Origin of the sequence: Methanoplanus endosymbiosus, assembly GCF_024662215.1 — an archaeon.
GTDB classification, from domain to species: domain Archaea; phylum Halobacteriota; class Methanomicrobia; order Methanomicrobiales; family Methanomicrobiaceae; genus Methanoplanus; species Methanoplanus endosymbiosus.
On sequence record NZ_CP096115.1, the window covers coordinates 2,508,853 to 2,535,018 of the forward strand.

A 26,166-nucleotide genomic window follows, 5' to 3' on the forward strand; every position below is an offset into this window, starting at 1 on the left:
TTTGGACAGCACAAAATTCCGGTTTATTCACCCTTCTTTTTCTTCAGGTATTTGTATTCGTGCTTCCATTCCTTCTTGTTTGCAGTAATGAGTTTCTCCATTCTCTCCTGCATATATTTATGAAACTCCTCCTGTTCCGGGAATTTTTCATTGTTTCTGATAGCAGATGCAAGTTTTTTACCTTCTTCGTATGCCTTATTCTCCCAGGGTTTAGCTCCTTCTTCTGCATCTGCAATATCCATTCCGATATGTCCTGTCGTGTCAGCGCCAAGCACCCGGAGTGTCTGGTTCATATATTCCGAAACTTCGTCTGCACCTGAACCTCCTGCTGTGCTGATGGAAAATCCGTATTTCCCCTCAAACATCTGGCAGTGTATGGCATCCGCCATTCTGTCAAAGAATGTCTTCATCTGGCCGGTGACTGAGTTGATGTAATTTGGTGATGCAAATATTATGCCGTCGCTCTTCATAAGTTTTAAAAATATTTTCTCAAAATCATCATCATGGATGCATTTTCCGGATTTGAAACATTTTAAGCATCCATTGCAGTAATTGATCTCAGATTTTGCAATATTGATGATCTCTGTCTTTGCCCCTTCATCCCCCGCACCCTTCAGTGCGGCCTCTAAGAGTGGGTAGGTATTCCCTTTCTTCCCCCTTGGACTTGCGATAACTCCTGTAATCCTCATTTGTCCTCCGTTTTAATGTTAACTCCTACTCCGTAGTTTTTGCCGCAGTCACCATCAAGTTCAACTGTGAATCCTTTGTTCTCACCTGCCGGAAACAGTTCATAATACTTTGTCTCTGTATCTGAAACAGTGCCTGTATCTGCCTCTTTAAGGCTGCATCTGACAACTACGTTTTTTTCATCCTTTAAGCCGTTATTTGTGATCATGATGTCAGATACCCAGTAGCATGTCCCGTCCTGTCTGTAATGCTGCTCCGGCAGTGTGATTGTGCTGCTGAATGTCTGGCTGTACATTCCGTCATCGTTTTTGTTCTCTGTTCCTGTGGTGCAGCCCGAAGCTGCGGTCAGAAAAACCACAAAGGCAATGGTGATAATGATGATAAACCCTGATCTTTTAGGCATATGGATGATAAGTTCTAAAGCATTAAATATTTATAATATTTTGCCTGCTCATCTTCTCTTGGTTTCTCCGCCGGATATCTTTTTTTATCTGTAAATACAATTTTATATAAGTTATATCCATGAAATCAATTATTCTTGCCGGCGGTGTGGGCACAAGGCTGTGGCCTTTGTCAAGGGAGATGTATCCCAAGCAGTTTTTAAAGATGAACGGGCACTCGCTCTTTCAGGAGACATACTTACGTTCATTAAAGATCTCTTCTCCTGATGAGATAGTCGTTGTAACGGGGGAGCCGTATGAATATCATGTGATAAACCAGATAAAAGAGCTTGGCTACTCCATACCTTTTGAGCATGTCCTTAAAGAACCGGTGGGCAAAAACACCCTTCCGGCGGTAATGTGGGGGATGAAGGTGCTCTATGACGAATGCGGTGACTGCACTGCCGCGGTATTCCCAAGCGATCATATGCTCGATGGCGCTGCCTGTGATGTGATTGCATCCTCTGAAGATCTGGCCGGGGACTCTCTTGTGGTATTCGGGATTAAGCCTGACAGCCCGCAGACAGGCTATGGGTATATCAAAGCCGGAATTCCGGTTAAGAACGGTTATTTTGTGGATGAGTTTAAGGAGAAGCCTGACGGGGAGACTGCACAGAAATATCTGGATGAAGGATATCTCTGGAACAGCGGGATGTTTCTGTTATCGACAAAGGTCTTCTTCGGCGAGGTTTTGAAGTTTCGTAAAGATATTTATGATGAATTCTTCTCCGGAAATCTGAATTATCACAGTATTGACGGTATTTCGATGGATTACGGCATACTTGAAAAGTCAGATAAGGTCTCGGTTGTTCCCTTAACTCTCTCATGGAATGATCTCGGCAGTTTCAGATCCATGTATGCTGTCAGGGATAAGGATGAGTCAGGCAACTGCGGCGATGCTCTTTTCCTAAGGTCAAAGAACAATTTTGTATCTTCAGGAGGCAGAAAGATAGCCCTCCTGGGTGTTGAAAATATTGCTGTCATCGACTCCGGGGATGCGGTTTTGGTCTGCAATCTTGATGATACTGAGTCTGTCAAGGAGCTTGTGAATATCTATCTTGAGAAGGGTGACGATATTGCAAAGATTCACCAGACAGTATTCCGGCCCTGGGGTTCATATACAACTCTTGAGGAGAAGAATTTCTATAAAATAAAGCGGGTTACGGTCAATTCCGGAAGTGTGCTCTCCCTGCAGAAGCACCATCACAGGAGTGAGCACTGGGTTGTTGTGAGCGGGTGTGCGGAGATAACACTTGGCGAAGAGGTGCGGACTCTTACGCATGGTGAGAGTACATTTGTTCCTGCCGGATTTATGCACAGGCTCAGAAATCCCGGCATGATTCCTCTTGAAGTTATTGAGGTTCAGATTGGGGAATATCTCGAAGAGGATGATATTGTAAGGTTTGACGATGCTTACGGCCGGCAGTGACTGTAGTTATTCTTTTAAAAAATTATTTTTTAACTGATTACGGGTTATTATCTCTGCCCTGCCATCGGACGGAAATTATCCCTTATCTGCTCTCTTTACTCAGTGAATTCCCCTTCTTGATGAGATAATATCCGGCTGTCAGCGCAAATATAATTACACCAATTGACATCAACACGAGTGGTTCTGTAATCTGAGTGTCTATGATTATTATTTTTCTTGCTATTGCAATTATTGCCAGTATTAAGACGATCTCTACCTGTATTCTCTTGGTTTCAAGGTATGCCTTTATTGTCTCCATAAGCTCAATGCCTATTAAGACGAGCAGGAAGAAGTCAAAGAAGCTTAAAATCCCTCCCGGATTTAACAGCATGAAGTCTCCTGATATCAGGCTTGCAAAGAGCATATATCCCAGTTCCAGAAGTGAAAAGATTATCACTATTGTGAGGAGAACAAGGAGACAGAGATATACTGATGTCTCAATATTGTTTATTATTCTGATAATTTTCTTTTCCATATTGCCTGCCTGAATATTTACTTTATTACTAATAAAGTCACCTCTTCTTTTAAATATTGTCTCCGGTCTCTTTTATGTCAGAGATTATCTCCCGGTAATAATTTATTCCGGGCAAAAAAGTCACTCATGAGCAATAGCTCAAAGATGATGGATGAAATATATAAGTTTTCATAGGAGACTTAATATGTACAATCATCCGGAAAGTTAACTTAAGTTTCCGGATGAAATCAGCCATAAATTTTGCATCCTCATCTGAGACAAATCTGGTTGCATCAGCTTTGATTCTCTGTTAGCTTAAATGAATCCGGATTTTAAGGATGATATGAAAAAATGTTTGTGGGTTTTTTTAAGTTTATTTTTTAAGTTAGTTTACGCAGACGAATCCTTCTTCTTCGATTATTGCCTGGCCGTCACTGCTCAGGATAAAGTCGATGTAGTCTTTGGAAAGTCCGGTTGCCTCTCCGTTGGTGAACATATTAAGTGATCTTGCGATTGGGTATGAACCGTTCTGGACGTTTTCGACTGATGGCATTATCCTGTTGCCGTCTGCATCAATCTGAACAGGTTTGATTGTATCGTCAATGTATCCGAGTCCGACATATCCGATTGCACCGGGTGTGTTTACAATAGTCTGCTGGACTGCACCGTTTGAGTTCTTCTCCATCTGTGTTGCAACGAAGTCTTCCTTGTCCATTACTAGTTCGGAGAAAGTTTCTCTTGTTCCTGATGAACTGTCACGTCCGACTACGACAATCTCCATGTCGTCTCCGCCGACTTCATTCCAGTTTGTGACCTCACCTTTGTAGATTGATTTGAGCTGATCAATTGTGAGGCTCTCTACCGGGTTGTCCTTGTAGATGATGACACCAATGCCGTCACGTGCGATTACGTGCTGGACAAGGCCGGGGTATTTCTCCTTCTCTGAATCTTTAAGCTCTCTTGAAGCCATGCCTATGTCAGCCGTTCCTTCACCGACTGCCTGTACTCCTACGCTTGATCCTCCGCCGCTGACCATGATGTCAGCACTCTTGTCTTCCATCATGAAAGACTCGGCTGCTGCCTGAGCTGCCGGAAGAACTGTTGTTGATCCTGTTACTGAGATTGTTCTGATGCCAGTACTCTGTCCTGTACCGGATGATGCTGTCGGTGTGTCTGAGCTTCCAGTGCAGCCGCAGACAAGTGCAAATGCTGCGACAATTCCAAGAACTGCCACAAGCATCATACCTCTGCTGAAGGTCTGATCTTTCTTCATCGGAATAATGTCGGCTGAGGTTAATATATTCTTTACCGAAGTAATGTATATTTTAAAATGTTTAGTACGTACTGGTATAGTTTTTACTTTCGGTATATGTATTGGGATCTGTCAATTTTATTCTGTTTTTTTATCCGGAAATTTGCCTCTTTTTCATAACCGGTTCGGTATTGTAATGTGTGATTCTGTTCATATTATGGCAGGATTAGTATGGATGTCACTGTCAGAAAAGCGATGGAGGATGATGCAGCTGTTATTTCCGGGAATAACATCCGGATGGCATACGAGACTGAAGGGCGGGTGCTTGATGCAGATACTGCTCTCAAGGGAGTATTAGGTCTTTTTGAAGATGAGAGCCGGGGATTTTACATTGTTGCGGAGTGCAAAGGTGAGATTGCCGGGCAGTGTATGATAACTTATGAGTGGAGTGACTGGAACTGCGGCAGCTACTGGTGGATTCAGAGTGTTTATGTGAGGGAGGATTTCAGGAGGAAGGGAATTTTCAGAAAGATTTATGAATTTATTGCTGAACTATCCGTTTCAGAGGGGGATGTCTGCGGGCTGAGGCTTTATGTGGATGATGATAACCTGAATGCCATTGAAGTTTACGGCAGGATGGGTTTTTCACGGTCGCATTACCTGATGTTTGAGAAGGGTTTATAGCCGGAATTCCGGCTATAAATTCCGGTTCTGAATGTTAGTTCTCCGGTGGACTCTCTCTTATCCGGGGAAATATATCAATAGATATACGGAGAATATTTTTCTGATGGATTTTAAGTCCCGGCTTAAGGGCGTTATTCCGGACGGGGTGCTGGATGAAATTCCGGGCCGGTTTGATGCCATTGGAGATATTGCAGTGCTCTCACTTCCGGTATCTGCAAAAACATATTCCGGTTCTGTAGCTGAGGCTCTCTGTTGTTCCCGAAAGAGTATCAGGACTGTTCTGAATAAGCGGTCCTTACTGTCAGGTGATTTCAGGACTTTTGATTTTGATGTTATTTATGGCGGCGGGACTGAGACGGTTCACCGTGAGTATGGTTTTTCGTATAAGGTTGATCTTAAGGATTCGTTTTTCACCGGAAAGTTGTCCTCTGAGAGGATGAGGGTTGCTTCTCTTGTTGAGGCAGGTGAGTCTGTATTTGTGCCCTTTGCAGGTGTCGGGCCGTTTGCTGTTCCGGCGGCGAAGAGGGGCGGGAATGTTATTGCTATGGAGCTGAACAGGAAGGCCTGCGGTTATATGCGGGAAAACATGAATCTTAATTCAGTTTGTGGGAGTATGGATGTCATATGCGGTGATGTCTGTTGTTGCGGCTCTCTCTTTGGGTCTGTCACCGGCTCTCTTTCTGATTCGGGGTCTTCTTTTGGATGTCTGTTTGACAGGATAATCGCGCCGGCACCTTACGGAATGGATGATGTCATTCCTGTTCTCTCAGGAATTTTAAAGAAGGATGGGCATCTTCACTTTTACTCTTTCAGGCCGGAGAATCAGGTGGGGGATTTTATTGATTATGCAAAGGGCTGTGGGTTTATTGTGGAGGGGTATTCAGCATGTGGTAATGTCGCCCCCGGAATCCTGAGGTGGGTCTTTGATATGAGGAAATTATGAACAATCTTTACTGTAGGTTTGTGCAGTAACAAAAAAAGTGCGCACTGTGCCCGGTATGATGTTATGATCTGCGTTTTTTCAGCTGAATTTTACCGGTGATGATGGTTGAGGCTAAAAAAACCGTGATTTTTCAGGATTGAAATGATAATTCTTAAATATTCGTCCGGACAATCTTTAGAGGCACAAGTATTGCTGATATAGTGTAGTTCGGCCAATCATGCAGGACTCTCACTCCTGCGACTGGGGTTCAAATCCCCATATCAGCACTATTATGCGTTTTTAGGACTTCTTTTTGTGATTTAAATCCATATTGGAGTTTATATTCTGATGTGATTTTCTGGCTATTTTAGGGTGAACTTTCTATTCTGCTTGGCGGCATTTCCTTCTTTTGCCAGTTTATTGTTCTGTTCTCCTGCCTAAGTCCTTTTAATCAATGTCATTCTCATTTGCCTTTTTTGATCTCCACAATTTCAGTGTTTTCCGGAAATCCCTATTCTAAATTACCCGCCTTTCACTTCTCCATGTAACTGATACTCCAATCCAAACAGTTTTTCTCTCCTTTTTACTGGCATAATAATGTTTTCCTCGTATATATCTCCGTTAAAACAGCTAGGGGACAAATAAGTTTTAAAAATGTGTGGCTGGCACACATTATGTGGACTTAAAGGTGAAGATGTCATTTAAACTGAATAAGTTTTATCTCGTAGTTTTTGATTTGCCGCCGCCGTGAAGAAAGTGCAGGATCACGCGGATATTATACTATAAGTAAGTAAACGCAGTCTTCACTGAGCATACTGGTTTTTATGTGCGGGTTCATGGGGGAAGATCGGGAAAGTACTTTTCCGGAAACTCAGACCGGCATTGACAGAATGGATATTATTCACTGTTTTAATGTGGTTATTCAGCGGGCGGTTAATTAAATCAATATCTGTCCTGAGACAGTATACCGGAAGTTCTGTAATTCCTATTTACTGAAAGATCGACACACTGTCTGCCTGTAAATGGAAAATGCAGATTAAAATAAGAAAATATTAAAGATTGTTAATTTTTCCCACAAAATACCATGAGATTCTGGCAGCATCTCCTGTATCGACATCTCCGTCATTGTTAAAATCTGCGGCCATGTTCTTTGATGTCAGTCCGGCAACCATATATGCAACTTTAGATACATCGCCAATATCAACAACTCCGTTGCCATTGAAATCGCCTTTAACCCCAAAAAAACTGATAGTTCCGTTAATGCATTCAAGATTGTATTCTGCCATATTCGTATCAGTCCATGTTGCATTAAATGTTGATATCATGGATGAATCTCCGCTGTTTCCTCTTGGGACCACTGAGATGTCAAATAAGGCATTCAGATCTGTATCTGTCATTGAATTTGTATTGACAAGAATCAGATCCGCCCGCTCTTCTGTAAGGTTAAGTGTGACTGAAGATCCAAGAAATACTGTATTGTTTGCCTTAACTTTATTAACCGTTATGACTGAAGAATCCCATTTTAATGAACATGAGACCTCCTTTGCATTAGTTATCCCGGAGACCATAACAGGAATTACATATGTGGAGTTTAAAGGGATGCTGATATCCGGAATCACTAGTTGTGCTGATGTAAATCCGGTCGTAAATTTTTTGAATATATCTGTGAACTCAAAGTTTTCCTGGTCCAGTTGTGACCACTGGAATATTGCAGTACCCTCACTGCCATTGTTATCTCTGTTTATTGACCACATGCCGAGCATTGTGACCCAGTCTTTTGATTCGGCCCATTCTTCAACCTGATTTGCATTATCTATGGTAAATATTTCCTGGGCAGCATCATTCTGCCCTATCATTGGTGTCATACCCAGCGTTGCAGATACATTTCGTTCTTTTAGCTGGCTATAAGCTCCTTCAGTTGCTGAAATTGCAGCATCACCCATTTTTCCATGGACAGCTGCATCATAGTAATCCATAACCATTAGATTTACAATGTCAATTTCGACGCCGTTTTCGGTAGCATTGTCAATTACATTAAGTCCATAGGCATCAAGTCCTGTCGGAGTTACAGGGAGGCAGAATCCGATTCTAAGTCCGGGATTATTATCCTGTAATCTTTTAATAGATATACTCCTTCTTCCTATGGAAGGCCTGTCACCAACTGCTGTCCCTTCAATATCAAAATCAATCCATGTTGGATTGTATTTGTCAATTACCTGCTGGTATTTCGATGTCAGGGTATCAACATCGGTATTGTTTAACGCAATTTCAACTCCGCTTGCCCCGCCAAAGGATATTGCAACATCACCGCCTACTGAGCGGATATAATTTATTTTATCTACAAAGTGGTCTGAATCCATTCCAAGACTGGTATATCCCCCCCATGTCGGATTGGCATTTCCGTCACTCACAATAAATGCCAGGGTATAATATTTCTGCCCGGTAGAGAGATATGCCTTCTTCAGGTCATAGTAACCGCCGGCACTGGTACTCCAGAGTGTTGTGTCAATATAAGGTGCAAATACTTCCTTTGGCCATCCGGATTGTTCTGAAATATAACCAGACTCTGCTGCCCCTGATACTGTCATTGTGCTGCATGATATGAATAACAACATAATGATAAAAAATCCCGTAAATGAGGATTTTCTGGAGAATATCCTCCTATCCTTTCTTTTTTCCATTCATAATCCCTCCATCCCGAATTTTGTTTTTATTACCCTGGACCCGGTAAGCCTTATTCCCCTTTTCGTACTGATATTATTAATATATTTCCGGAAAAACCGGTTCTGGCCTCAAAATAATTAATCCGGTTTTTCAGGACTGCATGTTCAGCACACTCACACAGTCTGCCGGAGATCTGACTAGTGAACTACCTCTGGGCTAAAGACCCAGAGGCTTCCTGCTTCATACCCCAAACCATTGTTCGTAAGTCCACAGGCCCTTCCCCTCGTCCCAAGGGTGTAAAAATATTATATTCCAATTAGATTCTGTCTATCTAAAGCAAATTTCCTGATATTTATCGCGGCATTGATATCCCGGTCATGATGTATCCCACAATCCGGACAAATCCAGTCTCTATCAGATAAAGTCAAATCCCTGTTGTAATATCCACATTCACTACAGATTTTTGTAGATGGTTCAAATTGTCCAATCCGTAAGATAGTTTTACCTTGTTTTTGTGCTTTATATTCCAATTGAGTAACAAATGAACTCCATGATGCATCAGCAATATGTTGTGCCAGTTTATGATTTTTTAACATCCCTTCAACATTCAAAGTTTCCAGTGCAATTGCTTGGTTCTCGCATACTAATCTAAAAGAGAGTTTGTGCTGGAAATCGCTTCTTTGATTGTGAATTTTTTCATGAATTTTTGCTACTGCATTTTTTGCTTTATTTCTGTTGTTAGAACCTTTTTGTTTTCTACTCAATCGTTTTTGCAACACTTTCAGTCGGAGAAGTGACTGCTTCAAATATCGGGGATTGTCAATCTTTTCCCCATTGGAAAGTATTGCAAAATCTTTGATACCTACATCAACACCCATGGTTGTATTTACATCAAAACATTGTGCAGGAGGTTGCTCCTGTCCATCATCTATCAGAATACTAATGAAAAATTTGCCCGTTGAGGTGACTGACACTGTTGCAGTTTTTTCAACTCCTTCATATTTCCTGTGTAATTTTGTTTTAACCCATCCAATTTTAGGTAATTTAATTTTATGAGTATCAAAATTCACAATATAATGTTGTGGAACTGAAAATGACTGCACTGGATTTTTTCGGGATTTGAATTTTGGAAATCCTTTCTTTTCCCGGAAGAAACGAGTAAATGCATTCTCAAGATTTAACAATGCACTCTGTATTGATTGCGAATTAACATCTTTCATCCAATCATGCTCTGATTTCAAATCAGGCAGCATTTTTTGTAATGCAAATCTCGAAATTGATTTTCCATCTGTTTCATAAGTTCGGATCTTATTTTCCAGACCCCAATTGTAGATAAACCTACAGGCACCGAAATGCTGAAAGAACATTTTCTCCTGTTCTTTGTTAGGATAGATTCGGTATTTGTAGGCTCTCAACATATAGATTTAGTTTAATTTCAACCCCCCATATATTTTCTGGTAAAACTACAATTACGAAATATATATATGAGAACAAAGATGATGTCGCTTACATCCCCTTGGCTAAAGACCAAGGGGATTTACGCTAAATTTTTAAAAAAAGTCATCCATGAACCACCTGGTTCACAAATGATGATGAAACGGTGCACTTTTTTATAGGGTGATATAATCTGTTTTGATTTATCTCGTATGCAAAATATATCTGGGGTATGATCCTCACAATTTCAATGCGGGATGCCTGAGGGAAAGTAATTATGGATCATTAAAGAGAAAATTTTGGGCTGATAACATTAAAAGGGTTGAATTATATTCATCATGCCCTTTTAATGACTGAATCAAGAGTAATTGTAAACCGGAGATCTTTTCCGACAAGCGGCCTGTTTGTGTCAACAGTCACCGAATCTTCCGTTATATTGGTAAACACATATCTCATGAATTTCCCTTCCGGAAGTTTATATTCGATCATCGGACAGGGATAACCCGGAATGAATGATATTGTGATATTTTCCCTGTTCATTCCGTTTACTAAATCAATCGCCTCATTTAATGGAATTTTCTTTACAAGACTCTCATTTTTCTCGCCGTAAGCCTCATCCGGAGTTAGAATGACTGTTTTTGTCTCGCCCGGAACCATTTCCCTGATTGCCCTGTCAAATCCGGAGATCATAGCTCCGCTTCCGAGTGTAAAATTAAGGGGTGTGTCATTTACATTTGATTCAAATACAGCACCTCCGGGAAAAGAGAGCGAATAATATACACTTACCTGATCCCCGGATTTTGCAGGGGCATTTTTATCCATTGCATAGCCTCCTGCAAGCGACAGTCCGGCTATAAACAGAGCTGACAGAATTACGGCAATAACTGCCAGTGAAAAGGGAGACAGCCCTGAGAAATGAGTTTTATTTTTCATGTATTAACAGTTGATATAAAATATTATAACAATTTCTGATATATAGCTGTGTTTCAGCAGAGATTATACAAAAAAAAATACCATTGCCTGTAATGGATTCTCTTCTTAATGCAGGATGCGATGTTATTTTAAGTGTCGGTAAATCGGGGGAGAACAGTATTGGAAGCAACTACCGGAAGTAACACCGAAAAATTAGATGAAGGCATTTCTCCGGCACAAAATTACCATATTTATAATATATGAGGTCCCTGAGTGACCCTGAGTAATGCAATTCCCTATTATCAGCGTTTCTCTGAGATAATTCCGGCTTTAATCTCTGAATATTCCTCATCAGTAATTATACCCTTCTCTCTAAGTCCGGCGGCCCTCTCCAGCAGGTCCATCATCTGTCCTGATTTCTCTAAATAATCCTCTGAATTATCGGGTTTATCTCCGTTATTCTTCTGCCTCTCTTCGATAAACCCGGTAGCCAGAATTGCGGACGGCAGGGCAAGGAGCAGTACACCTGCAAGGGTGATAAATGACCCAAGAACCTTTCCAAGCGGAGTAATTGGGTATATGTCGCCATAACCCACCGTTGTCACCGTCATCATTGCCCACCATATTGCTGCCGGAATGCTGGAGAATTTATCCGGCTGGGCGTGGTTCTCCACCAGGTACATAATTGTTGATGAGAATAAAATAACAAAGACCAGGAAGAATATCATGATGGTGAAGATTTCCCTTTTCTTAAAGACAACCCGCTTTAGCAGGTCAAGTGATGTGGAATTCCGGGCATAACGGCCCAGCTTAAAGATTGAGATCAGTCTGAATCCACGCAAAAGGGCAAAATCACTAAGAAAGAATACCGGAAAGATCAGCGGAACTATCGAGAGCAGATCAATTATCTGATAAAACCCGGTTGCATACCGGAGACGTTCAGAAAATCTCTTTGCAGTGGTCGGTGCACTGGTGCAGGACCATATCCTGAGAATATATTCGATGGCGAATACCAGCAGACAGAAGGTAATTATAAGGTTTAGTCCGAAAGAGAAGGATGCATCCACTGAAGGGATTGTGAATATAATTACGGCAACCGTATTGGTAATGATCACAAGAGCAAGGAATACATGGGTAAACCGGGCAGTTCTGTCACCCGGTGCCGGTTTTTCCATGAGTGCCTGTATCCGTGCTCTGACCCTTTCTAAACGTGATGGTTCTCTCATATGTCTCTCCTGACCGTTCATTATTCATTTTCCGGACAGGATGGTGCACATAGTGTAATCATTATGCCGGTTTTTTTGCTGACAATTCATCTTCAGGTTTTCTTATCCGTTTATACAGTAAAAAATTCCGGATAAGAGTATCCCGGATTTCCGGTCAGAAACCGGCTACAGGTTCACCGTCAGTGCTGTACCCGTTCTCCTTCTCTCTGACAAAGAGCATCAGTACAATTCCGAGAATCTCAATTCCCATCAGGAAGAGGAATGCAACATCAAATGCACCGGCAAGATCTGAGACCGGGAGGTTGTGTATGGACTCATCTGCAAGTTTAGGTCCGAGTGCTGCGGTGGCAATCAGCATGACAAGAGCAACCCCAAGTGAAGAACCAAGGTTTGTCATCATCTTTATCATGCCGGAGGTAGTCCCCCTCTCTTTTTCCGGCGATTCTCCCATTACTGCACTGTTTAGAGGTGCATATGCGATTCCTGTTCCTGCTCCAAGAAGGAAGAGATATATGACCACATGGCCTACACTGGTATTCTGGCTGATTGTTGAGAGTAGCAGGAGTGAGATGGCACAGACTACGAATCCGGCGATAATAGGTTTCTTAGTTCCCAGCACATCTGAGAATCTGCCGGCAATCGGTGATGTGAGGATCATTCCGATTGGGAGAGCAAGAAGGACTGTTCCTGCGTTGTCAGTCGGCAGATCCTTTACCAGTTCCAGGAAGAACGGCATCAGAATCATCACTCCCGCCATTGCCATCTGTATGAGCATGACACTTATATTCTGAATGGTAAATGCCCTGTTGGAGAAGAGACCGGTATTTATCAACGGCTCTCCCGCTCTCTTTTCCCTGAACCAGAATATAATCCAGAATATTACGGATATAATCAGGGCCGGAATTCCTCCCGTTGAATCTGTTCCCTGAAGGGAGGTTAATCCATATATAAGAGTACTTAATGCAATGAAGACAAGTGCCACTCCGGGAATGTCAATTTTACCTCCTGGCGAGACCGGATTTTGCCGGGGCAGAGTATGCAGTCCCAGCAGAATGGCGATGATTCCCACCGGAAGATTGACATAAAATATGAAGCTCCAGGAAAATGCACTTGTTAAAAATCCACCCATGACAGGACCAAGTGCCGCTCCAAGCATGGTAAACATTGCAACAATGCCGAGTGCCTGCCCACGAAGTGATGGTGCAAGGTAGCTTGTGACCATCACTGCTCCAAGTGCCGCTATTATCGCCCCTCCTGTTGCCTGAAGCATACGTGATATTATCAGAATGTCAATGGAGGAGGCAAATCCGCACAATGCAGATCCAACAGTAAATATGGCAAAACCTGCCAGGAATACTTTCCGGTATCCCTTTATGTCACCAAGACGGGCTGCGGCGAGCAGCAGGCTGACAAGGATTATCAGGTAAGCATTCAGAACCCAGGAGGCCGTCACTGTTGAGACATCAAATGCTTTTGCTATTGAGGGAAGAGCAATATTGACTATTGTGGCATCAAGTCCCGCCATAAATGATCCAAGTGAGATGACGATGACTATCATCAGCTCCTTTACGGACATCTTCTGACGGGCGGGTTGTTCGTTCATAATTATATAAAATCCTTCTGTCCTGATATATATTTATTGATTTTTTTGGCAGGACACTTAAGGTTGAGGATTCAGGGCGGTAATACATTATATTTCCGGATAGCACCGGAATAATTCATATTATTGATTTACTCACTTCAGCGGTCAGACAATAAAATGGCAGTGTCGTGAGGTAGTAACTGGTTTTTTTGGACAAATTAATGATGATGTGTCAAAAAATGGTTTAAAGAGAAAACCGGCAGATGGTGCTCTTCACATTCTCATCCGTATGTTCATCCTTCTTAAGGGCAACATTCCCGCCGTTGTTTCCGGTCATCTTATCCAGTGCCAGTGCTGCTTCCTCCATTGTAAGCGGCACAGTGTCACATGTGCAGCCGTAGCAGCCCAGGATACAGAACAGTTTGCAGATCTCCGGCACCTCAAGGTTGTTCTCCTCTAAAAGTTCAATGTCAGAAAAGATCTCCTGTGAACTTCCGTCTGCAACAACAGTCCTGTTCAGCACAATGATGCGGTCAGCAACAGACGGCACAGCATTGACATCATGCATAGCAACAATTGTTGTAATTCCCATATTCCTGTTCAGGTCATTAATTAACCTGATAAATATGGCTCTGCTCTTTGGGTCAAGATTCGCTGTAGGCTCATCAAATACCAGAATTTTGGGCTGCATCGAGAGCACAGCCGCAAGAGCAGCACGCTTCTTCTGCCCATAGCTCATATGATGAGGTACCCGGTTCTCAAAACCGGAAAGTCCGACAGTCTCAAGTGCTTCCTTTACCCGGCGGTCAGTCTCCTCCTTTGAAAGTCCCATATTTATCGGTCCGAAGGCTACATCATCATACACAGTCGGCATAAAGAGCTGGTCATCCGGGTCCTGAAATACTACCCCTACCCTGCATATTCGCTCCTCAACCTGCATTGTCCCGATATTCTCCCCGAATATCAGCACATTCTTATCAGGACTTTTAATAGACCCGTTCAGGTGGAGAAACAGTGTCGTCTTCCCCGCCCCGTTCTGCCCGATAATTGCGATCATCTCCCCTTCATCAACAGAGATAGAGACATTCTCAAGCGAGATGGTCCCATCGCTGTACTGATGATTCAGATTGGTAATTTCTATGGCTTTTTTCATAATAATCCCGGATTTATGATGTAAATTCCTGTAACAGCAACAATGGCAGCAGAGCAGAAGAGGTAGTCTGTGCCGGTAATTTTAAACGATGAGAAGGAGACTGGTTTTCCTGTATAGCCCTTCCCAATCATTGCCTGATACACCCGCTCTGCACGTTCATAACTCTTAATCAGGAGCATCCCTATGAGATTTCCAATCATTGACAGGCCATGGCTGTTAAACCTGAACCTGTAACCCTTCGCCTGCATAGAGCACCAGATATTCATAAATTCATCAATCATCACATAGATGTACCGATAGGTGAAAAGAAGCATCTGAATGATAATTCCCGGTACATAAAGCATTGAAAGAGCTTTAAGTGTAGTATCAAACCTCTGAGTTCCAAGCATTGTTATTACCAGAATGATGGCGGCAACTGATCTGACTGACACAAGGACTGCAAAGTCAAGCCCCTCCTTAGACAATATCATAAATCCAACTGTAAATATGGGAGTCCCCGGCACAGTCAGCGGCATCAGCAGAAGAATCGGCACCAGAAAGACACAGATTATCTTCACACGCCCAAGGATAAACCTGAGAGGCAGGCGTGATATAATAAGTATCAGTACTGATAAAATAAGAAAAAGGGATGCCGCCCGGATGCTGCCTGCAAATACGGCGGACACAATGAGTATTCCAAAAGATATAACCTTAATCCGTGGCTCAATGCGGTGTATGGGGGAATCCATATCCGCATATTTATCTATGTCAGGATATTTCATCTGATTTCTGCACTATGCCTTTTTTCACTGTCCCTTAGTCATCTTCCGTGCCGAATAGATCATTCCAAGTCCGGCAAGACCGACCAGATAACCAAATCCTGCAATAATACGTGCGAAAAGCGGCATTTCATCACCGGAATTTCCTGTAGATACGCCGCCTTCAAGATCAAGGTCCATCTTTGCACGGTGTCCTGTCTGCTCTACCTTTATTGCGTATTCGGTTACTTTGTACTCAGGTTCAAAGGTAAATAATCCCTGTTCATCGGTTGTACCCTCAAGATAAACTACCTTCTCGCCGTCTTCTATTTTGTAAATGGTTGTTTCAGCGTTTGCCATCGGGGCACCGCCCTCATACCATGCCTTAATCTGTACCTCGTCATCTGCGTCTCCTGTCAAAAAAGCCCCTACAAATGCCTTATGTGCAGAAACGGGCGAGATAAAAAGCATTGCCATAAGCACTGCAAGTCCGATCAGGGTTAATAAGCGTAATTTCTTCATTAATATCTCCTTATAATTTATTCATTGTTGTTCCGGTCACCGGATTTTTCACCTTTAAGTGGTATGGGCAGAAGTTCGGGTTTGACCTTTGCGATATAGCCAACCACAGCACCGCCGATGAAGGCTTCAGCGATCATAATCGGGATATGGGCAACTGCAAGCACTCCTGCAACTGCTGTGAACTGATCTCCGGATATGACAAGCACACTTACCAGACAGACCACTGTCAGGAATATTGCAAGTGCACAGCAGATACCTCCAAGCAGTGCAAGCGGGATCTTCTTCTTATATCCTGCCATGAAGATGAAATAGCAGATAAGTCCGGGAATTCCAATATTAAGTGTGTTAATTCCGATAACTGTCAGACCTCCGTGCTGGAACAAAAGGGCCTGAAGCGTTAGTCCGATAAACATCGCAACATAGCAGAGCGGTCCGAGAAGGATACCAAGCAGTCCGTTTAGAATCAGGTGTGCACTTGAAGGGGGAATGTCAATATGGATCAGGGATGCTACAAAAAACGCACTTGTAAGAACAGATAGTTTTGGAATTTCTTTTGCGATATCACCATTTTTTCCTGCCCACCTGAGTGTTACTGCAAGAAGGATGATGGTGATTATCCAGCCACCTGCAATGACAGGCAGGGGCAGGACTCCATCAGATATATGCATTTATCTCTCACTTATCCGTTATTTATTTCCTTCTTACAAGACATGCAACTGTACCAAGGACTGCACATAATGCCAGAAGTGCACTGAATCCCGGAGCAGAGGTTTTTGCTGTTGCCGGTGCCAGGGTAGCCTGTGACTGTGTTGTCTGCCCTGCCGGTGTATTAAGTGCAGTTGTAAATCCGGTCAACTGTTCACTTAAGTGATCTGCGATGTCTTCTGCACTGTGAGCATTGTCATGGACGGCATCTGCATTATCTTCACGTGATTCAGGGGCCACGAATACAAGCTCGTGTATGTTCTCGTGCTGTTCCTGAAGCATAGCGGTATAATTTGCTGTGTTTGTCTCCATTTTAGCAATTAAAGCCTTAATTGCGGCCTCGTTTGCAGTCGGGTCTGCGGTGAGGGTCTCAAGTTCTGCTGAATCTTCCTGAAGGTCAGCGCCTATGTCCTCAAGTTTGTGGGATACAAGGTGTATTGTCTTTGCAAGGTCGCGGATCTCCTGATCTACTGTATCGTCCTTAACAATTGCCTTGGTGTCAAGGAGTATGGACTCGGCTGAGCTGAAGAGTTCATCAGAATAACCTTTGATCTCTGTTACTTTTACAGTAACATCGCCGTTGGTAGTGCAGAGTGTTGTCTTTGCTGATGCTGTGGCAGGTTCTGCTGCAACTATTGTTTCAAGTTCTGATGTGTGTTTAATAATATGTTCAGCAACTTCGCCTGCTTCGTGGGCAGCATCATGTGTGGCATCAGCATAATCCTCGTGTGATTCCGGGACACTGAATACAAGGTCATGTATCTCCTCATGCTTTGCTTCAACCATGGTACTGAACTCTCCACAGTGCTCCTTTATTTCGTTAACAGCCTCAGCTATCGCAACACTGTCTGCTGTTCCTGAAGCGACAATGTTCTGAAGCTCAAGGGCATGTTCGTTTATATGCTCTGCGATGGATTCAAGTTCGTGTGAACAGACATGAATTCCTTCAGCAAGTTCACGTAGGTCCTGATCAAGGGACTTGTCATCAGCAATTTTTTCGGTCTCATCGTGAATTGTTACACAAAGGCCAATGAGTTCCTCAGAGTGTTCAACTATCTCAACTGCTACGTCATCTGCAGTTTCTTCGGCAGCGTTAACGGGTATGCACATTAATGCTGCAATAAAGAATGCCAGAAAAATAATTGTTTTTTTAATACAAATCAAATTTATCACCAGATTATTTGTTGTATATATATTTTTTTTGTTCTTGTGGTATATATATTGTCATCTGTACCGGTTTTTTTAATATAACTCAACTTTTATTTACAAGAATGTTAACCAGTTATGTTTAATTTCAAAGTCATTTAATGTTCAATGCGGGAATTATGATGTAAATGGTAAGCCCTGATCTGAATGTTTCCAATCTGTAGTAAATCCCCGGAGAATTGCATTGTTATGCTACCCAAACAGCCGTTTTTGTACACTATCTGTCCTGTAAATTCTGAATTCCAATTTAAGACTATCATTTTCCAAAGTATAGGATTTATGGGGAGAATGCTCAAAATTGCATACAGTGCACACGTATATTACACTTGAAAATCCTTTTCCGCAGCATCTCTAATATTTTGATAAAATAGTGAGTTGACGCTGAGATTTTGAAAAGAGATCAACCCATAGTGTACATTTTTATGCTGTTTGGGTGTATTACTGCGAAAAATATCGAAGTCAACGCCAGATTAAATATGCTTTATGACTATTATTCAGGTATGGAAAGAAAATTATTTGCGGCACTTGCAGCAGGGGTTCTGCTTATCTGTCTTGCTGTATTCGCAGGGTGCACAGGGACACCTGACGCAGGAGATGGTGCAGGTGATGGTGCCAAAGAGACGGCTAAACAGACTCCAGTGCCACAGCCTACAACGGGCCCGGATGAGTCCGGTGCAGGAGAGTCAGAAAAGGCAGTTGCCAGTGCAGATAACATGTTTGCATTTGACCTTTACAAGCAACTGACAGCAGGGGATAATCCGGATGAAAACATCTTCTTCTCGCCCTATTCCATCTCATCTGCCTTTGCACTTGTGTACGAGGGAGCAAAAGGTGGTACTGCGGATGAGATACAATCTGTATTCCACTTCCCTGAGGGGATTAAGGTTTTAAGAGATGGATTTCTGAGTATAAATTCCGGAATTAACGCCGGAGATCCTGATTATGAACTGAGCGTTGCCAATGCACTCTGGGCCGAAGAGACATACTCTTTCCTGGATGATTACATCAAAACGGCGAAGGACTATTACTCGGCTGACACAACAAATCTTGACTTCATAAATCAGCCTGAAGAGTCAAGACTTACAATCAATAAGTGGGCAGAGGATGAGACCCATGATAAGATTAAGGACTTAATCCCGCAGGGTATGATTGACCCACTTACAAGGCTTGTAATCACCAATGCAGTATATTTCAAAGGTGACTGGGTAAAGCAGTTTGATGTAAACAATACCCATGAGGCCGCCTTCACAACCGCTTCCGGAAAGTCTGTAACGGTTGATATGATGCAGAGGACAGATGAGGACGCAGTATTTGGCTATATGGAAAACGATGACCTTCAGATGCTTAAGATGCCGTATGACCATGATTCCGGCAGAGAACTTGCCATGTATGTAATCCTGCCAAAGGGTAATGATCTGAAAGCCGTTGAAGAGAATCTTGATGCTGACAGACTCACAGAACTTAAAGGAGCCATTGCAGAAAAGGAAGTGAAGGTATTCTTCCCGAAGTTTAAACTCGAAACTGAGTACTCGCTCTCAAAAACCCTTGCTGCTATGGGAATGCCCGTAGCATTCTCGGATATGGCAGACTTTTCCGGTATGGACGGGACAAAGAGCCTCTCAATCAGCGATGTTATCCATAAGGCATATGTTGACGTAAATGAGGAAGGCACCGAGGCAGCAGCTGCAACTGCGGTTGTGATGAGGCTTACAGCAGTGATGGATGAAGAACCTGTCCCGGTATTTTTAGCAGATCATCCGTTCATTTTTATGATTGAGGATACGGATGACGGCAATATTCTCTTTATGGGTAAAGTGTCAGATCCTGCCTGAAAGAAGGAATAAATATTAATACTCTTTTTTTGTAAGTTATGTCTATTATATATTGATCTATATCCCGGGCTTGAATCACCTTCTGCATCCTAAGTCTATATTTCCGGATTTAGATTTATCTTCTGCCTTCTGAGTCAGCCTTCCCTGAATTAAGATATCATATGAGTGCGGGCATATGCAGCTATATTGTCTGAATTCTTCTGCATGTCTACAAATACTGCAAATTATATTCTCTGAAATTTTCACCTCAAAGCGGCATATTTCCGGGTGACAATACACTCATTTTTTGCCTTTAGGTGCAAATATTATTCAGGTGAGATGGCATGGGCTTTTTAAGCAGAATTAATCCCCCGGAAGAGGCATTTGAGAAAGGAAACCGGATGTATGATTCCGGCAGGTACAAAGAGGCCTTAAAAGCATATGACTCCGTATCTGAAGATGAATATCCTGAAATACATTATTGCAGAGGCAATGCATATTACTGCCTCTCAATGTATGACAAGGCGACTGATTCATATAATAAGGCCGTTGCAATAACCCCCGGTGATGCTGATGCACATTACAACCGGGGAAATGCCCTGTATAAATTTGGCTGTCCTGATGAAGCTATAGAGGCATATGATCTGGCAACCGGAATTGACGGCCGGCTTGCTGAAGCTTACAATAACAAAGGAAATATTCTGTTAAATTCCGGCAGGCATGAGGAGGCTCTTGTGGCATTTGAGAGTGCCATAGCCGCTGATATAAACTTTGCAGAAAGTTACAATAATAAAGGGCTTTCACTGTCTGCACTTGGACAGTATGATGAAGCACTTTTAGCCTATAATAAAGCAATAAGCATTAAAACTGACTATTCAGAAGCATATTTTAATCGTGGAAATGCCTTTTTTGAGACCGGACGTTATGAGGATGCTCTGGATGCTTATAATAAAGCACTTGTAATTCTGCCTGATAATTCCGGATATCACAATAACAAAGCTCTCAGTCTCTTTGAGCTGGGCCGTTATGACAAAGCCCTTGCAGAATTTGATAAGGCTGCCGGTATAAGTCCGAAAGGTGCTGATCTCTGGTTTAATAAAGGATTTGCCTTAAATAAGCTGGAACGCTACCCTGAGGCCCTTAAGGCGCTTGAGAATTCAGTCAGCCTGAGTCCGGATGATGCTGAAATACAGTATAATCTGGGATTTGCCTTACATGCACTTGGACGTTATGATGAGTCAGTTATTGCTCTGGACAGATCGGCTGCTATAGACTCCAAAAATCCGGAAGTACACTGTATAAGAGGGGTTGTTCTTACTGAACTGGGCCGTTATGATGATGCAGTTTTGGCGTATGATATGGCAATAAGCATAAATCCGGATGATGCTTCTTTCTATTATCAGAAAGGCAATGCCATTGGAAAAACCGGCCGGTATGAAGAAGCAATTGAGATATATGATCAGGCAATTGCCTTAAAGCCTGATTATGCTGCTGCATATTCAAAGAAAGGAAAGGCCCTTGTTCACCTTGGCAGATATGACGCTGCCTCAGAGGTTTATGATATGGCAAAGAGAATTGAGCCGGATGTTGTTAAAGAGAAATAACTGATTTCTGCTGATGTTTTCCGGATATGGCACAGAAGGATTTTTCAGTTGTATGAGAATATGAAACGGGCTGCCAAAGCTTAGTCAGCTGAAAAGGTAAGTGATCCAGAAGAATGGTCAGCCATCACCGGATTTTCAGACAGTGCCGCAACGGGGATGTTTGCAACATGCGGTATGTCTGCGTACAGTTTCAGGATGAAGTCTGCAAAGAGAAGAACTGATATAATCATATAAATGTTGATTTAAATGAATAATAGCCATTTTTTCTCTTTGTTTGCTGCAGAAAGAAAAAGCGGGGAAGCAGGTTATAATGAATAACTGTTTTACCCTCTCTTCTGTGTTATCCGGGATCTGCTGCAAAATATTATTTTTGCCGGTATGAAATTCAAATACTCTTTCAGATCCAGCTTTGGCAGATTTAAACAGCTTTTTCTGATTGCAGTTCTCTGCTGAAAATACGCTGCCAACATGCTGCAAATCCGCAAATATGAACCATGATGAGATGGGTGGGAAGGGCATAAACCGGAGGTATTTAAGAGTCATGCCATCTCCTCTTCAGTGATTTCTGGATATTGTATCCTGTCTGTTATTATTAATGTCCCCTCCGGAATTCCGCCCGTCACTATCAAGGGAGATATTGGGTGAAGTTATCCACTCACGGTAGGTCTGATAATTAAATGAGTACCTTCTGACCTTCTTTCGTGCAGTGCCAAATTCACATTCCTCAGGATATACCATCTCATCCAGTGATATGGCGGGGCACTTCTCTAAAAGCCCGGCATATTTCAGACCTCTTGCTGAATAACCATGAAATACTCTTCTGACCTGGTAATAGGAGAAGCCGAGCGCCTCCTGGATCATTCCGACTGTGACGAAGTTCCACTCCATCTTCTCCATAACTGCCAGCGTGTTGGCTTCGTTCTTTGTAAGGTTTGATGACATATCTCCGTTATCCCGGCTGATCTTTTTATAGAGTTTCAGGGCGGCATAAAAGTCCGACTCATCCGCATCAATATATTTCACATCCGGATCTTCCTTTGGGGTCTCCCTCTGCATTGAGAAGAGCAGGGCATGTGATTTTATCAGATCAAAGAGCATTGTTGGATTTCTCCGGTTGTGAACATCTGAAAATCTTATTCTCTCTGCAAATGGTATTCTGACATATACCTGCCTCTCTTTTAAGATACGCCAGATCTCCCTGCATACCGGGATGCCTTCGTGTTCGGCAGTTTCTGGTATGCCCTCAGCTTCACTTCTTTTAATGTGCTTAAGAACATCCTCATCCTGCCGGTGTGAATCGTCAATCCAGACGGTAAGCATCCGGTTTAACACCTGATCATCACCGGCATCCTCAACTTTTGAGAGCCACCAGACACACCTCTCAGGAATTCTGCATATTTTCAGCTTTCTTTCGGTTGTGAGGGTCATATGTTCAATGCTTTCTGTGAAGTTTGAGGTGGAATTTTTAATTATCTCCTGGAAATCATCTGACAGGGCTGTGTCGTCAAACCAGAAGATGGTTCCTGCCTTTAGATTTGGGTTATAATAGAGGGCCTTGTCGCTTACAGTTCCGGAGAGTTTAAAATCCTCAGGTAAGAGTTTTAGCATTGTTTTGCAGGCATGGGTCTTGCCTTTCCCGGAATTTCCGGAGACAGATACATGAAGACCGCTTGTGTTATAAACCGACTGGGAGGCAACTGACATTGCCATACACTCGGCGACAACTCTGTCTCCTACGTGGTTCTTCTCAAAGGTGTCGAGGATGAATTTAAGCGGGTCGCCGTTTTTGAGAATTTCGATGGCGGAATTTTGGGCGGAGGTTGTGTCAATGTCATTTAATAATTTGTCATCCTGGTTGCTCTCGCTGTTTTCTTCGGGAATTATCTCCGGGAGTTTATCATTCCCGCCGGAAAGAGAGGATATTGCTGTCTTCCGGTTGTCATTCTGCTCCTTAACCGTTTTCCTGCCGGGAGTCTTCTCTCCTTCATACATCGCCCGTAATTCCTGCCATCTCTGCCTGCCTGCACCGCAGGAATTGTGGTGGCATCCGGCAAATACTGCACCGTTTTCAAACTGAATAGCAAATGCCCCGTCCTTATGGGCTGAAGAGAACGGGCATTCTTTGAGAATATACAGGGTTCCGCCCTGCCAGTGTTTCTCTGACCTGACTTTTATGTTATGTGCTGAAAGCCAGTCTGCAAGTGCTGTTTTTCTGCCCGGAAATTTAGCTGAATTTGTTCCATTCCCCTCCCTTATAATTTCTGAATTGCCGGCCGGCGGGATCTCCTTTTTGTTTCTGCCCGGAATTGCCTCTGCAAGTTTTATGAGAAGTTTTTTTGGGACGGTCTCCTGATTATCAGCGGCTGAAATTATGCCCGATCTCCGGTGGGGACGAATCTCTGTGCTGTCACCTTTCCGGGCGTGTGTCCCGTATAATTTCCAGATTCGTGAGGCGTTGTAATTGCCCTTATCAACAACTGCTTTTTCGTCTGAGAAGAGGGCATCAAGTGTTTCAAGGCAGTGTTTAATGAGGATAGTTGCATCACCGCTGTTTTTGAGGTCAATTCTGTACAGGAGGTGTGCACCGTTTCCGGAGTCGGCGGATATTGGTTCTGGAAATCCCAGCTCACTTAAGAAAGCTGCAATTTTCTCTGCCATTTTAAGTGCATAGTTATGCTCATCATCTGAGGATGATACGCCTGACGGGCGGACGGGATCTATATCCACCGGAAGAAAATGGCGTCTGATTATGTCGGCATCCGAGGTTGCTGCATCTTTTTTTGTGAGCTGCCTGATTCTGTCTGCTCTTCTTGAATATAGAACCGGGTTTACCTCGTTTAAGGTTACATAAATACCGTTTTCTCCGGATATGTCAAGTCTGAAGGCTTCGTCTGATAGCTTGTCATGGTTCTTAAAGTAGCCGCTGTATGTCTTGAAATCGGATAATGCCCTTAGTTCAACCACATCTTCCGGTAGGAAAAGAAGATTTATACTCTCCCTGATCTCCTCCTTTCTTCTCTTTGCATCCTCAAAGTTCATGCAGGCATCACCATTTTTTTGGAAATTGCAGCATTTTTTGGGAATTTAGCCCTGGAAATTTCTGTTGTGAAATTAGTAATTGTTATATCAGTGTCCGGGTAATACCTGTTAGCAGTCTGGTGGAATTTCACTGTCCTAAGAGTTTTTTCCGGGCTGCTGTTTATCTTGTTAAAACCTTTTATATTAATTCTGCATCTTCTGCTGATTTTTTTCTCCGGTTCTCTGTGTCTTTGATATTTTAATCTCATTTTATCACCGTTCTTCTGTCCGGCCTGTTTTGCCGTCATTTTTTGGAAGTTGGGATCTGTGATTCGGGAATTTCCGGATTTTTAAGGATTTCCGGATTTTTTTGAGAGCCTAAGCTAATGTATTTTCAGTTGTCGTGGAAAATCTCTCTTCTCAGGTTCTCTTTATCAGATCCCGCCTGACGGTTTGGTGCCGGATTTAACAAAAAACATCTGGTATGATTATTATCAGGAGTTATCAGTTCTGTTTCCGGCAGAAGTTTTCCGCCCGGGTTTATCTTCCTTATTATGAGGTTAATAACAGGGTATATAATAACATTCGGGCGCAGGGTGAATTAAAATCCTAAAAAATTGTATTTGGTGGATTTGTCTATTTAGCCGTTGCTTTACATTGTGACTCTCTTTGCAGGGCTGATATTTTCAGTTCCGTCTGACTGTCCCGGTGGGCGCATGGTGGTTATAATTCCGGGCCGTTATTCTCTGTATTTATATTCGGAATATTGAGGTGCGGCAGTTTTTGTGGTGTTTTTAACATCTGTCTGATATTTTTTCTGCTAATTATTCAGGCAGATCAAAAAAAAGGGAGGATTTTTGTTTAATGTATCGCTCAGCGTCTCTCATATTTTCTGTACATGTAATATACACTTCCTCCTGCAATTATCATGAGGGTTATTCCAAAAACACCAATCATTGAGCTTTCATTTATAATATGAGCGTAAAACCCCTTGGTCTTTAGCCAAGGGGATTTACGCTAAAATTTTAAAATATCAGTCTTACACTGTCATCCTGTTGCACTTTTTTAATCAGGACCTTTGTGGCCCTGTCAGATGAGAAGTCCAAGCCCGTAAGAAACAGAATTGACAATTATGGCAATGGTCACGGCCTGATACAGCCTTATTTTAAGCATATACCAGATTATCACTGACTCCACAGCGGCAACAATAATCTCACCATTGACCGGGTACCATGACATATCAAGGTAAGGCGGCATTATAAACCAGAGATACGGCAGGGTCAGTGCCGTCATCATAATTCCGGTTGCAAAAATATCCAACCCGGAAATCCTCTCTTTCAGGTTTTCTTTAGCATTGGCATTAGCCTTAGTATTATGATTGTCCTTTCGGTCAGCTTTATTTTCATCTGTCTTCCGGTCTTTTTTTTGATTTGCATCTCCGGAGTCTGTGCAATTGTCCGCATAATCTCTGTATTCCCTGCATTCTCTCCCACTTCTCCTGTTAATTCTACTTTTTCTATTAATTATTCTCTTCAGGAGATCTGTTCTTTCTGCAATGCGGATTATAGCGTACATCAACGGGATTTCCACAATCCACGTAAAGATGAGTGATTCAAGAAACAAGGATTCGTAAGTCATATGCAGACAGGTAAGTCGTTGTTAATCTGATCGTATAGATAGCCGGT

At 42.7% G+C, this 26,166-nt stretch carries 22 protein-coding genes and 1 tRNA gene; 6 read left to right on the forward strand and 17 right to left on the reverse strand.

The window, feature by feature from the left end; genetic code table 11:
* Nucleotides 1-23 precede the first annotated feature (23 nt).
* Both L6E24_RS11370 and L6E24_RS11375 read right to left on the reverse strand, forming a co-directional pair.
* Nucleotides 24-689 (reverse strand): flavodoxin family protein, encoded by a 666-nt coding sequence (locus L6E24_RS11370; protein WP_257742093.1) that lies wholly within the window; start codon nt 687-689, stop codon nt 24-26.
* Nucleotides 686-1,090, reverse strand: a complete 405-nt coding sequence (locus tag L6E24_RS11375; protein WP_257742094.1) for a hypothetical protein — start codon at nt 1,088-1,090, stop codon at nt 686-688. The genes L6E24_RS11370 and L6E24_RS11375 overlap by 4 nt, the downstream gene beginning before the upstream one ends.
* 119 nt (nt 1,091-1,209) lie before the next feature.
* On the opposite strand from L6E24_RS11375, the gene L6E24_RS11380 reads away from it, so the two are divergent.
* Nucleotides 1,210-2,556, forward strand: coding sequence for a mannose-1-phosphate guanylyltransferase/mannose-6-phosphate isomerase (locus L6E24_RS11380; RefSeq protein WP_257742095.1), 1,347 nt, complete (start codon nt 1,210-1,212; stop codon nt 2,554-2,556).
* An 82-nt stretch (nt 2,557-2,638) separates the two neighbouring features.
* Here L6E24_RS11380 and L6E24_RS11385 read toward each other — a convergent pair whose 3' ends face one another.
* Together L6E24_RS11385 and L6E24_RS11390 are read right to left on the reverse strand one after the other, a co-directional pair.
* Complete coding sequence (locus tag L6E24_RS11385; protein WP_257742096.1) at nt 2,639-3,070, reverse strand: phosphate-starvation-inducible PsiE family protein; 432 nt, start codon at nt 3,068-3,070, stop codon at nt 2,639-2,641.
* A gap of 364 nt (nt 3,071-3,434) precedes the next feature.
* Nucleotides 3,435-4,322 carry a phosphate ABC transporter substrate-binding protein gene (locus L6E24_RS11390; RefSeq protein WP_257742097.1) on the reverse strand — a complete coding sequence of 296 codons (888 nt, stop codon included), beginning with the start codon at nt 4,320-4,322 and terminating at the stop codon, nt 3,435-3,437.
* Between the two features lie 210 nt (nt 4,323-4,532).
* Here L6E24_RS11390 and L6E24_RS11395 point away from each other — a divergent pair, with 210 nt between their 5' ends.
* The 3 genes from L6E24_RS11395 to L6E24_RS11405 all read left to right on the forward strand — a co-directional run bounded on the left by L6E24_RS11395 (nt 4,533) and on the right by L6E24_RS11405 (nt 6,194).
* The gene (locus L6E24_RS11395; RefSeq protein ID WP_257742098.1) at nt 4,533-4,985 is read left to right on the forward strand and encodes a GNAT family N-acetyltransferase; all 453 of its coding nucleotides are present in this window, start codon (nt 4,533-4,535) and stop codon (nt 4,983-4,985) included.
* 103 nt (nt 4,986-5,088) lie between these two features.
* On the forward strand, nt 5,089-5,928 hold the full coding sequence (locus L6E24_RS11400) for a class I SAM-dependent methyltransferase (protein WP_257742099.1): 840 nt from the start codon (nt 5,089-5,091) through the stop codon (nt 5,926-5,928).
* A gap of 191 nt (nt 5,929-6,119) precedes the next feature.
* A tRNA-Glu gene (locus L6E24_RS11405) sits at nt 6,120-6,194 on the forward strand.
* A gap of 765 nt (nt 6,195-6,959) precedes the next feature.
* On the opposite strand, the gene L6E24_RS11410 is transcribed toward L6E24_RS11405, so the two are convergent.
* The 10 genes from L6E24_RS11410 to L6E24_RS11455 all read right to left on the reverse strand — a co-directional run bounded on the left by L6E24_RS11410 (nt 6,960) and on the right by L6E24_RS11455 (nt 18,006).
* Entirely contained in the window at nt 6,960-8,588 is a 1,629-nt protein-coding gene (locus L6E24_RS11410; protein WP_257742100.1) for a dockerin type I domain-containing protein, read from the reverse strand.
* Nucleotides 8,589-8,876: 288 nt separating this feature from the next.
* Nucleotides 8,877-9,938: an RNA-guided endonuclease TnpB family protein gene (locus tag L6E24_RS11415; protein WP_257742101.1), complete on the reverse strand. Its 1,062-nt coding sequence runs from the start codon at nt 9,936-9,938 to the stop codon at nt 8,877-8,879.
* A gap of 403 nt (nt 9,939-10,341) precedes the next feature.
* A complete protein-coding gene (locus L6E24_RS11420) occupies nt 10,342-10,938 on the reverse strand; it encodes an FKBP-type peptidyl-prolyl cis-trans isomerase (RefSeq protein ID WP_257742102.1) in 597 nt (198 codons plus the stop codon).
* Nucleotides 10,939-11,219: 281 nt separating this feature from the next.
* On the reverse strand, nt 11,220-12,164 hold the full coding sequence (locus tag L6E24_RS11425; RefSeq protein WP_257742103.1) for an ion transporter: 945 nt from the start codon (nt 12,162-12,164) through the stop codon (nt 11,220-11,222).
* A gap of 133 nt (nt 12,165-12,297) precedes the next feature.
* On the reverse strand, nt 12,298-13,746 hold the full coding sequence (locus tag L6E24_RS11430) for an MFS transporter (protein ID WP_257742104.1): 1,449 nt from the start codon (nt 13,744-13,746) through the stop codon (nt 12,298-12,300).
* Between the two features lie 223 nt (nt 13,747-13,969).
* Nucleotides 13,970-14,878 (reverse strand): energy-coupling factor ABC transporter ATP-binding protein, encoded by a 909-nt coding sequence (locus tag L6E24_RS11435; protein ID WP_257742105.1) that lies wholly within the window; start codon nt 14,876-14,878, stop codon nt 13,970-13,972.
* The gene (gene cbiQ / locus L6E24_RS11440) at nt 14,875-15,639 is read right to left on the reverse strand and encodes a cobalt ECF transporter T component CbiQ (protein ID WP_257742106.1); all 765 of its coding nucleotides are present in this window, start codon (nt 15,637-15,639) and stop codon (nt 14,875-14,877) included. The genes L6E24_RS11435 and cbiQ overlap by 4 nt, the downstream gene beginning before the upstream one ends.
* A 24-nt stretch (nt 15,640-15,663) precedes the next feature.
* Entirely contained in the window at nt 15,664-16,137 is a 474-nt protein-coding gene (locus L6E24_RS11445) for a hypothetical protein (protein ID WP_257742107.1), read from the reverse strand.
* Between the two features lie 17 nt (nt 16,138-16,154).
* A complete protein-coding gene (gene cbiM / locus L6E24_RS11450; protein WP_257742108.1) occupies nt 16,155-16,805 on the reverse strand; it encodes a cobalt transporter CbiM in 651 nt (216 codons plus the stop codon).
* 22 nt (nt 16,806-16,827) lie between these two features.
* Entirely contained in the window at nt 16,828-18,006 is a 1,179-nt protein-coding gene (locus tag L6E24_RS11455) for a hypothetical protein (RefSeq protein ID WP_257742109.1), read from the reverse strand.
* 518 nt (nt 18,007-18,524) lie between these two features.
* On the opposite strand from L6E24_RS11455, the gene L6E24_RS11460 reads away from it, so the two are divergent.
* On the forward strand, nt 18,525-19,880 hold the full coding sequence (locus L6E24_RS11460; RefSeq protein ID WP_257742110.1) for a serpin family protein: 1,356 nt from the start codon (nt 18,525-18,527) through the stop codon (nt 19,878-19,880).
* Between the two features lie 323 nt (nt 19,881-20,203).
* Nucleotides 20,204-21,463: a tetratricopeptide repeat protein gene (locus L6E24_RS11465; protein ID WP_257742111.1), complete on the forward strand. Its 1,260-nt coding sequence runs from the start codon at nt 20,204-20,206 to the stop codon at nt 21,461-21,463.
* 80 nt (nt 21,464-21,543) lie between these two features.
* Here L6E24_RS11465 and L6E24_RS11470 read toward each other — a convergent pair whose 3' ends face one another.
* The 3 genes from L6E24_RS11470 to L6E24_RS11480 all read right to left on the reverse strand — a co-directional run bounded on the left by L6E24_RS11470 (nt 21,544) and on the right by L6E24_RS11480 (nt 26,119).
* Nucleotides 21,544-21,693 (reverse strand): hypothetical protein, encoded by a 150-nt coding sequence (locus tag L6E24_RS11470; RefSeq protein ID WP_257742112.1) that lies wholly within the window; start codon nt 21,691-21,693, stop codon nt 21,544-21,546.
* 325 nt (nt 21,694-22,018) lie between these two features.
* Nucleotides 22,019-24,502, reverse strand: a complete 2,484-nt coding sequence (locus L6E24_RS11475; RefSeq protein WP_257742113.1) for an MTBMA_p00010-related P-loop-containing protein — start codon at nt 24,500-24,502, stop codon at nt 22,019-22,021.
* 1,068 nt (nt 24,503-25,570) lie between these two features.
* Nucleotides 25,571-26,119, reverse strand: a complete 549-nt coding sequence (locus L6E24_RS11480; RefSeq protein WP_257742114.1) for a hypothetical protein — start codon at nt 26,117-26,119, stop codon at nt 25,571-25,573.
* Nucleotides 26,120-26,166: the final 47 nt, after the last annotated feature.